Origin of the sequence: Allosphingosinicella sp. (assembly GCF_036387215.1) — a bacterium.
Classification (GTDB): domain Bacteria; phylum Pseudomonadota; class Alphaproteobacteria; order Sphingomonadales; family Sphingomonadaceae; genus Allosphingosinicella.
Map to the genome: position 1 here is coordinate 1 of NZ_DASVUE010000350.1, position 8,064 is coordinate 8,064.

Here is an 8,064-nt window from a genome sequence, read left to right on the forward strand (position 1 = left end):
GAGGAGATCGTCGAATGCTACGCCATGTCGGGCGAATGGGACTACCTGCTCCGCATCTCCGTCCGCGACGTTGCCGACTATGATCGGTTCGTCATGCGCGGGGTCCTCGCCCACCCGAGCGTCGCCCATGCCGCTTCGAACTTCGCGCTTCGGCAGGTGAAATACACGACGGAGATACCGGTCTAGCGGAACCGCACCCCCTCCCGCGGATTGAACCGGAAGCGAATCGATTTTTCGGAGAGGGTCATGGCGGCACGCGCCTATTGGAGAGGTCAGATCAGATTGGCCCTCGTCTCGATCCCGGTGGAGATCTTCACCGCCACCAAGTCCGGCGCGACGATCGCCTTCAACCAGATCCACGAGCCGACCGGCAAGCGCATCAAATACGAGAAGGTCGTGCCCGGCGTCGGCCCCGTCGATCCGGACGAGATCGTGAAGGGCTACGAGGTGGAGAAAGGCAGCTACGTCCTGCTCGAGGACGACGAGATCGAGGCGGTGAAGCTCGAATCCAAGAAGACGCTCGATCTCACCCAGTTCGTGGACCACAACGAGATCGACGTACTCTATTACGAAAAGCCCTATTACGTCGTCCCGGCCGACGACCTTGCCGAGGAAGCGTTCATCGTGCTGCGCGAGGCGCTGCGGCGGACGAAGAAGGTGGCGCTTGGCCAGCTTGCCCTTCGCGGCCGCGAATATGTGGTGAGCCTGAAGCCGTGCGGGCGCGGGATCGTGCTCGAGACGCTCCGCTATGCCGACGAGGTGCACAAGGCGCAGGGCTATTTCCGCGACATTTCCGATGCCAAGCCCGACGAGGAGCTGCTCGATTTGGCCGAGACCTTGATCGCGAAGAAGACGGCAGCCTTCGATCCGTCCAAGTTCCACGACCGCTATATCGAAGCGCTGCAGGACCTGATCGAGCGGAAGCGCAAGGGCAAGACCGTCCAGACCGACGACGCCCCGAGCGCTCCCGCCAAGGGCATGAACGTGGTCGACCTGATGGCCGCGCTGAAGCGGTCGATCGAGAAGCCGGGCGCTGGCGGTTCCGGCGACGACTCGAAGCCGGCGAAGAAGGCCGCCGCCAAACCCGCCGCCAAGAAAGCGCCGGCGAAGAAGGCCGCGCCCGCCAAGGCCGCTCCGGCGCGCAAGCGGGCGTGAATTGATGGCCCGCAAGGCCGATCCCCTCGCAAAATATAATGAGAAGCGGGATTTCACGAAGACCGCCGAGCCCAAAGGCACGTTCGAGACCCTGCCCTGGGGCGGCGGGCGGGGCTTCATGGTGCAGAAGCACGACGCGACGCGGCTCCACTACGATCTCCGGCTGGAGCTTGAGGGCACGCTGAAGAGCTGGGCCGTCACCCGCGGCCCGAGCCTCAATCCAGAGGACAAGAGGCTTGCCGTCCGGACCGAGGACCATCCTTTGAGCTACGCCACCTTCGAGGGAACGATCCCGAAGGGGGAATATGGCGGCGGAACCGTCATGCTCTGGGATTACGGGACGTGGACGCCCGATCCGCGCAAGGACCCGGTGAAGACGCTAGAGCAGGGCCATCTCCACTTCACGGTCGAGGGTGAGCGGATGAAGGGCGCGTGGATCATGATCCGCCTGAAACCGCGGCCGGGTGAGCGGAACGAGAACTGGATCCTGCGCAAGATCGACGATGAGCATGCCGGAAGCTCGACCGGCCTCACCGAAAAATACCTGACCAGCATCAAGACCGGCCGGACCATGCAGGAGATCGCCGCGAGCAAGCCGGCGAAGGAGTTGACCGCGTTCCAGCGCCTGATGAAGGCGGGGAAAAGCAGCTCCCCGGCAAAGGCCGGGGGCCAGAGCGAAGGGCGGACGGGGCCGCGGCCTTCGACTGGGAACAGAAAGAGCAAAATTCCCGCCTTCCGCGAGCCGCAGAAGGCAACGCTCGTCGATACCGTCCCAACCGGCTCCGCCTGGATCCACGAGATCAAGTTCGACGGCTATCGCTGCCTGCTGAGCGTCGGCGACGGCGAGGCGAAAGTCTACACCCGCTCGGGCCTCGACTGGTCCGACAAGTTCCCGGAGATCGCCGAGGCGGCGCGCAGGCTCCAGTGCGAGAGCGCGCTTCTCGACGGCGAGATCGTGAAGCTCGACGAGAAGGGCAACAGCAACTTTTCCGCCTTGCAGCAGGCGATCAGCGAGGGTGGCCGCGGCCTTACGCTGTTCCTTTTCGACGCGCTCGAGATCGACGGCGAGGACCTTGCGCCGCTCCCGAACATCGAGCGCAAGCAGCGCCTCGCCTCGCTCGTCGGCGAAGGCCAGCCGCCCTTCATCCTCTATGCCGACCATGTGGTGGGGCATGGGGAGAAGCTGTTCGATGCCGTCTGCGATGCGAAGGGCGAAGGCATCATCTCGAAAAAGGCGGACGCGCCGTACCGCGGCACGCGCACCAAGGCCTGGCTCAAGGTTAAGTGCACGCTCCGGCAGGAGTTCGTGATCATCGGCTGGTCCGAAAGCGACAAGAAGGGACGCGGCTTCCGAGCGTTGCTGCTCGGCCTCTACGAGGACGGAAAGCTCCGCTACGCAGGCAAGGTCGGCACCGGCTTCTCGAACACTGTTCAGCACGAGCTCCGCGCTCGCCTCGACAGCCTGGCAATCGACAAGGCCCCGGCGCCCGTCCCCCGTGCGGACGCACGCGGCGCACGCTGGGTGAAGCCGCAGCTTGTGGCCGAGATCGCCTTTGCCGAATTCACGGCCGACAACGTGGTCCGCCACGCAAGCTTCCTCGGCCTCCGCGCCGACAAGCCTGCCGAGGCGGTGGTTGCCGAAAGGCCGCAGCCCGTCGCGGAAGCCGCGCCCGACAACATCAAGATCAGCAATCCCGAGCGTGTGATCTTCCCCGACAGCGACGTTACAAAAGGTGAACTTGCCGATTATTTTCGCGCCGTGGGGCCGCTGATGACGCCCTGGACCGCGAACCGGCCCCTGAGCCTCGTCCGCTGCCCGCAGGGACGCGGCAAGAAATGCTTCTTTCAGAAGCACAATACCGGCAGCTTCGGCGCCCACGTCTTCCAGATCCCGATCGAGGAGAAGAAGGGGCAGATCGAGGACTATGTCTATGTGAAGGACGTCGCCGGCATCATCGCCTGCGTCCAGATGGGAACGATCGAATTCCACGGCTGGGGCTCGCCGGTCGTCGACATCGAGAAGCCGGACCGGCTCGTGTTCGACATCGACCCGGACGAAGGCCTGTCGTTCGAGGAGGTCAAGAAGGCGGCGCGGGACATCAAGCGCTTCCTTGCCGACATGGGCCTTCAGACGTTCCCGATGCTGACGGGGGGCAAGGGCGTGCACGTGATCGTGCCGCTGACTCCGCAGGCGGAATGGCCGGAGGTGAAGGATTTCGCCCAGCGCTTCTGCGTCGCGCTCGCCACCGCCGAACCGGACCGCTTCACCGCCAACCTCGCCAAGGCCAAGCGCAAGGGCCGGATGTTCCTCGATTATCTCCGCAACCAGCGCGGAGCGACCGCGATCATGCCCTATTCGAGCCGCGCGCGCGAAGGTGCTCCGGTGGCCGCTCCGATCATCTGGGACGAACTGGACGACATGGCGTCGGGCGCCCGCTTCACCGTCCGGGACGGCGCTCTACTCGTCGAACGCGCCTCCTCCCGCACCCTCCAGGGCTGGGGCGAAGCGAACCAGGTGCTGCCGGACCTCTAGGCGGCGAGCAGGTCCCGATATTCGGGGTGCTTCTCGATGTAGTTGCGAACGAACGGGCAGACTGGATCGACCTTGAGACCCAAGCTCCGAGCCTCGTCGAGCGCGCCCTTCACCAGCCGGCTGCCGATCCCGCGCCCCTCCACTTCCTGCGGCACGATCGTGTGTGTGAAGCTCATTACGCCATGATCGAGCTTGTACCGCGCGACCGCCGTCGCGCCGTCGACGAGCATTTCGAAGCGGCTCCGAGCCTCGTTGTTTCTCACGCCGCCGTCTTCGGGCATATGCTTACTCCTGCTCATCCAACCAAGTGTTATATTTGAATAATACACTTTTCCCCTTGCATATAAGCGCCTGTCTCCCCCATCTTCCAGCCCGGAGAGACATTGAAGAAAATTAGGGGACGAAATGGCTACCGAGACCAAGCTGAAGCTCGAGGCGCCGGAAGCGCTGCAGACGGTCCAGCCTGCCGAGGCCGCCGGCCTCGTGCCGCTGAAGGCGGAGGAGAGGTCGGCGCTCGAAGTGAAGGTGGATTCCTTCGTGGACGAACTCGTCGCCGCCGACGCGAACAGCCCGGAATTCGGCAAGAAGGTGGATCAGCTCACCAATATGGGCCGCAAGGAGATTGCTGAGGCGGCCGGCCATTCCAACCGCTTCCTCGACCGGCCGGTAAAGGCGATCGACAGCGACACCGGCATCGGTGCCGATCTCACCCAGCTCCGCCGTACCGTCGAGGAGCTCGATCCCGGCCGGCAGGGCAATCTCTCCACCCCGCGCAAGATCCTGGGCATCATCCCCTGGGGCAACAAGCTCGGCAATTATTTCCAGAAATATCAGAGCTCCCAGACCCACATCTCGAAGATCCTCGGCAGCCTCGGTTCCGGCAAGGACGAGCTGCTCATGGACAATGCCGCCATCGACGTCGAGCGCGCGAACATGTGGAAGACCATGGGCAAGTTGGAGCAGATGATCCACATCTCCAAGACGATGGACGCGCGGCTCGAGGAGAAAGCGAACGAACTGGACGCCACCGATCCTGCCAAGGCGAAGGCGATCCGCGAAACCGCGCTCTTCTACACCCGCCAGCGCACGACGGATCTCCTGACCCAGATGGCGGTGACGGTGCAGGGCTATCTCGCGCTCGATCTCGTCAAGAAGAACAATATCGAACTGATCAAGGGGGTCGATCGCGCCTCCACCACCACCGTCGCGGCGCTCCGCACCGCAGTTACGGTCGCGCAGGCGCTCACCAACCAGCGGCTGGTGCTGGACCAGATCACGGCGCTCAACACCACCACCGCCAACATGATCGACCGCACCGGCGAGCTTCTGAAGAGCCAGACCGGCGACATCCACAAGCAGGCGGCTTCGGCCACCATCCCGCTTGAGACGCTTCAGCGCGCCTTCCAGAACATCTACGACACCATGGACACGATCGACGCTTTCAAGCTGGAAGCGCTCGGCAACATGAAGCAGACGGTGAACGTGCTTACCACCGAGGTCGAGAAGAGCCGCGGCTACATCGCCCGTGCCGAGGGCGTGGAGCAGAACCGCCTCGCCGGCGACCGATCTCCGCTGACTGCGCTCGAGGGGTAGCTTCGTGACTGACCCCCGGGTTCATGAGCTGATTGCCAAAGTTGACGGCACATTTGCACGTTGGGATGGGAAGGCCGTCGCGGCGGGCCAAGTGGGTTACAGCCGCACCGCACGCACCGTCGGCAAGCGGCTCGGCAATATCGGAATGGCTATTGCGGCGCTGGTTGTCGCGACGATCGGCTTCGGCCTCGTCGTCGGTCCGATCGGCTGGACGGGGCTGTTCATCGTCGTCGTCCTGACGCTCCTCATCCTGCTCTTCTTCGGCCTGAAGCCGCTGGAGCCGAAGCGGGTCGAGTATAACGACCAGCTTCCGACCAAGACTGTGGTGCAGCAGCTCGATTCGATGCTGGCCCGCCGCCGCTCCGCCCTTCCCGCTCCCGCCGCCCGCCGCGTGGATGCGATCAGCCAGCAATTGCCGCTCCTGGAATCGCGCCTTTCCGAGGTGGATGCGCTCGATCCCATCGCGCAGGACGCGCGGCGGCTGATGGGCAAGCATCTCCCCGACCTCATCGACCGCTACGAGCGCGTTCCCGCGCTCTATCGCACCGAGAAGGACGGCGAGGGCCTCAGCGTCGACGAGCGGCTCGTCTCGGGTCTCGAGGCCGCCCGGCAGGCGCTGGACGAGATCGGCGCCAAGCTCGCGCAGGAGGACGTGAACGCCTTCCAGACGCAGGGCCGGTTCATCGAGACCCGCTACAAGGATGGCGATTCCATCAGCGGCGAATGATCTGGTTCGATCTCGGCAGCGGGCTCCAGCAAGCGGGAGACTTCCTTCGGCGGCACATCAAGTCGAAGGCGGTTCGCGAGGCTGAGAAGCGCCGGCGCGAGCGGAAGGCCCGCAATGCCGCGCGCCGCTTCGGCCGCGCCACCGCCGTCGCCGGCACTTCGGGCGCCGGTCTCTTCGCTTATACGCTCGCGGTGGCGCCGATCAGCACTGCCGGCTTGGCCGCCGCCGGCGCCGCCACCCTGATCGCAGCGACTGCCGCCCTCGCCTGGCCGGGATCCCGCGGCGCAAAGCAAGGCTTTTCAGGCGCCGAACTCGCCGCTTTGCCCGCGGAGGCCGAGGACTGGCTGCTCACCCAGCGCGAACACCTCCCCGCAAAGGCCGACCCCGCATTGGACAACATCCTCCTCCGCCTCGGCGACCTCCAGCCACGGCTGGGCGAGATCGGCCCCAACTCGACCCTCGCCTGGGAGGCGCGGCGGCTGATCGGCGAGCATCTGCCGGGCCTGGTCAGCGCCTATACCGAGCTTCCCCGCACCACCCGCGAGGCCGATCCGGCGCTTCGCCAGCATCTAGTAGCGGGGCTGGAGACGATCGCCGAAGAGCTGGACCGCATCTGCCGCGAAGTCAGCCGCGAGCGCCTCACCAGCCTTGAAGCCAGAAGCAGCTTCCTCAAGACCCGCTACCGCGACGAAGCCTAGATCTGCGACAGCGTCCGCTGTGCCTGGACGAGGTGCGGGCCGTCGATCATCTTGCCGTGGAGCGACAGCGCGCCCGCGCCGGGGCTCGCCTCGAACGCGGCAACCACCGCGCGCGCATGCTCGATCTCGGCGGCGCTTGGCGTGAAGGCGGCGTTGATCACCTCGATCTGCGCCGGGTGGATCGCCATCATCCCCGTAAACCCGTCACGCCGCGCCCGGGCCGCGTAGGCGGCGAGACCTTCGAGGTCGCGGAAAGCGGGGTAAACGGTCTCGATCGGAGCAACGCCCGCCGCCGCCGCGCCGAACAGGCAGAGCGAGCGCGCCAGCTCGTAGGGCGGGGTGTATCGCCCGTCCTCCTCGCGGCTGGTGGAGGCGCCGATCGCCGCCGGCAGATCCTCAGCGCCCCAGGTGAGCCCGGCGAGCCGCTTCGCGCCGGCATAGGTGCCGAGCTGGAACATCGCGGCCGGTGTCTCGGTCGCGATCGCGAGGATTTGAGCGGAGACATTGCCCTTCGCCGCTAGCCGCCGCCCGAGCTCCGCTACCGACGTGCCACCCTCCGCCTTTGGAAGCACGATTCCGTTAGGGTGGTGCGGAAGCACCGCCGCCAGATCCTTGTCCGCCTCCGGTCCGTCGAGCGGGTTGATCCGCACCCACAGATTGGCCGGGCCATTGGCTTCGAGGAAGCGGCCGACGTGCCAGCGCGCATCCGCCTTCGCCGAGGGCGCAACGGCGTCCTCGAGGTCCAGGATCAAAGCATCCGCGCCGGATCCGAGCGCCTTCTCCATCCGGTCCGGCCGGTCGCCGGGAACGAACAGGAGCGAGCGAAGCCTCATGCGCGCCGCCGCTGCAACAATGCCGTGCGCTCGCAGACGCAGACCAGCTCGTGCCGCTGGTTGAGCATCCGGTGCTCGAAGCTAACGATCCCGGCATCCGGCCGCGATTTCGACTCCTTGAGCGCGATCACCTCGGTCTCCGCCCGAAGCGTGTCGCCGATGAACACGGGCTTCGGCATCCGCACCTTGTCGTAGCCGAGGTTCGCGACCAGCGTCCCAAGCGTGGTGTCGCCGACCGAAAGCCCAACCATCAGAGCGAAGGTGAAAGTGCCGTTGACGACGATCCGGCCGAACTCGGTCGTGGCGGCATATTCGGAATCGAGATGCAGCGGCTGAGGATTGTGTGTCAGGGTGGAGATTAGGAGGTTGTCCGCCTCGGTAACCGTCCGGTGCGGCTGATGCTCCAGCCGGTCGCCGATTTGCCACTCATCGAAAAAGCGACCGCTCATCCGTCTCTTCCAGCATGCAAAGTTGACACAAGGTTCACACCAACGAAGCGCATTCCGCCGCCCAGCACCTTCCTCA

At 65.3% G+C, this 8,064-nt stretch carries 9 protein-coding genes; 6 read left to right on the forward strand and 3 right to left on the reverse strand.

Annotated elements, in window-relative coordinates; translation table 11 throughout:
• From VF662_RS13905 to ligD, 3 genes are all read left to right on the forward strand, one after another.
• A partial coding sequence (locus VF662_RS13905; protein ID WP_464142316.1) for an Lrp/AsnC ligand binding domain-containing protein occupies nucleotides 1-186 on the forward strand: 186 nt, incomplete at its 5' end.
• 60 nt (nucleotides 187-246) lie between these two features.
• Complete coding sequence (ku, locus tag VF662_RS13910; protein WP_464142318.1) at nucleotides 247-1,155, forward strand: non-homologous end joining protein Ku; 909 nt, start codon at nucleotides 247-249, stop codon at nucleotides 1,153-1,155.
• 4 nt (nucleotides 1,156-1,159) lie between these two features.
• On the forward strand, nucleotides 1,160-3,688 hold the full coding sequence (gene ligD, locus VF662_RS13915) for a DNA ligase D (protein ID WP_464142320.1): 2,529 nt from the start codon (nucleotides 1,160-1,162) through the stop codon (nucleotides 3,686-3,688).
• Here the strand turns inward: ligD and VF662_RS13920 are convergent.
• Nucleotides 3,685-3,969, reverse strand: coding sequence for a GNAT family N-acetyltransferase (locus VF662_RS13920; RefSeq protein ID WP_464142322.1), 285 nt, complete (start codon nucleotides 3,967-3,969; stop codon nucleotides 3,685-3,687). The genes ligD and VF662_RS13920 overlap by 4 nt on opposite strands.
• A 124-nt stretch (nucleotides 3,970-4,093) precedes the next feature.
• Between VF662_RS13920 and VF662_RS13925 the strand changes: the two genes are divergently transcribed.
• From VF662_RS13925 to VF662_RS13935, 3 genes are all read left to right on the forward strand, one after another.
• On the forward strand, nucleotides 4,094-5,281 hold the full coding sequence (locus tag VF662_RS13925) for a toxic anion resistance protein (RefSeq protein WP_464142324.1): 1,188 nt from the start codon (nucleotides 4,094-4,096) through the stop codon (nucleotides 5,279-5,281).
• A 91-nt stretch (nucleotides 5,282-5,372) separates the two neighbouring features.
• A complete protein-coding gene (locus VF662_RS13930) occupies nucleotides 5,373-6,008 on the forward strand; it encodes a hypothetical protein (RefSeq protein ID WP_464142326.1) in 636 nt (211 codons plus the stop codon).
• The gene (locus VF662_RS13935) at nucleotides 6,005-6,706 is read left to right on the forward strand and encodes a hypothetical protein (protein ID WP_464142328.1); all 702 of its coding nucleotides are present in this window, start codon (nucleotides 6,005-6,007) and stop codon (nucleotides 6,704-6,706) included. Before VF662_RS13930 ends, VF662_RS13935 begins: the two co-directional genes overlap by 4 nt.
• Here VF662_RS13935 and VF662_RS13940 read toward each other — a convergent pair.
• Both VF662_RS13940 and VF662_RS13945 read right to left on the reverse strand, forming a co-directional pair.
• Nucleotides 6,703-7,539 (reverse strand): HpcH/HpaI aldolase/citrate lyase family protein, encoded by an 837-nt coding sequence (locus tag VF662_RS13940; RefSeq protein WP_464142330.1) that lies wholly within the window; start codon nucleotides 7,537-7,539, stop codon nucleotides 6,703-6,705. The two genes, VF662_RS13935 and VF662_RS13940, sit on opposite strands and share 4 nt — an antisense overlap.
• Nucleotides 7,536-7,988 (reverse strand): MaoC family dehydratase, encoded by a 453-nt coding sequence (locus VF662_RS13945; RefSeq protein WP_464142333.1) that lies wholly within the window; start codon nucleotides 7,986-7,988, stop codon nucleotides 7,536-7,538. Before VF662_RS13945 ends, VF662_RS13940 begins: the two co-directional genes overlap by 4 nt.
• Between the last annotated feature and the right edge of the window lie 76 nt (nucleotides 7,989-8,064).

Bases quoted from the DNA above. Each gene is read 5' to 3' on its own strand.
- ligD (WP_464142320.1), top strand. From the start codon at position 1,160: ATGGCCCGCAAGGCCGATCCCCTCGCAAAATATAATGAGAAGCGGGAT.
- ku (WP_464142318.1), top strand. From the start codon at position 247: ATGGCGGCACGCGCCTATTGGAGAGGTCAGATCAGATTGGCCCTCGTC.
- VF662_RS13935 (WP_464142328.1), top strand. From the start codon at position 6,005: ATGATCTGGTTCGATCTCGGCAGCGGGCTCCAGCAAGCGGGAGACTTC.
- VF662_RS13925 (WP_464142324.1), top strand. From the start codon at position 4,094: ATGGCTACCGAGACCAAGCTGAAGCTCGAGGCGCCGGAAGCGCTGCAG.
- VF662_RS13920 (WP_464142322.1), bottom strand. From the start codon at position 3,969: ATGCCCGAAGACGGCGGCGTGAGAAACAACGAGGCTCGGAGCCGCTTC.
- VF662_RS13940 (WP_464142330.1), bottom strand. From the start codon at position 7,539: ATGAGGCTTCGCTCGCTCCTGTTCGTTCCCGGCGACCGGCCGGACCGG.
- VF662_RS13945 (WP_464142333.1), bottom strand. From the start codon at position 7,988: ATGAGCGGTCGCTTTTTCGATGAGTGGCAAATCGGCGACCGGCTGGAG.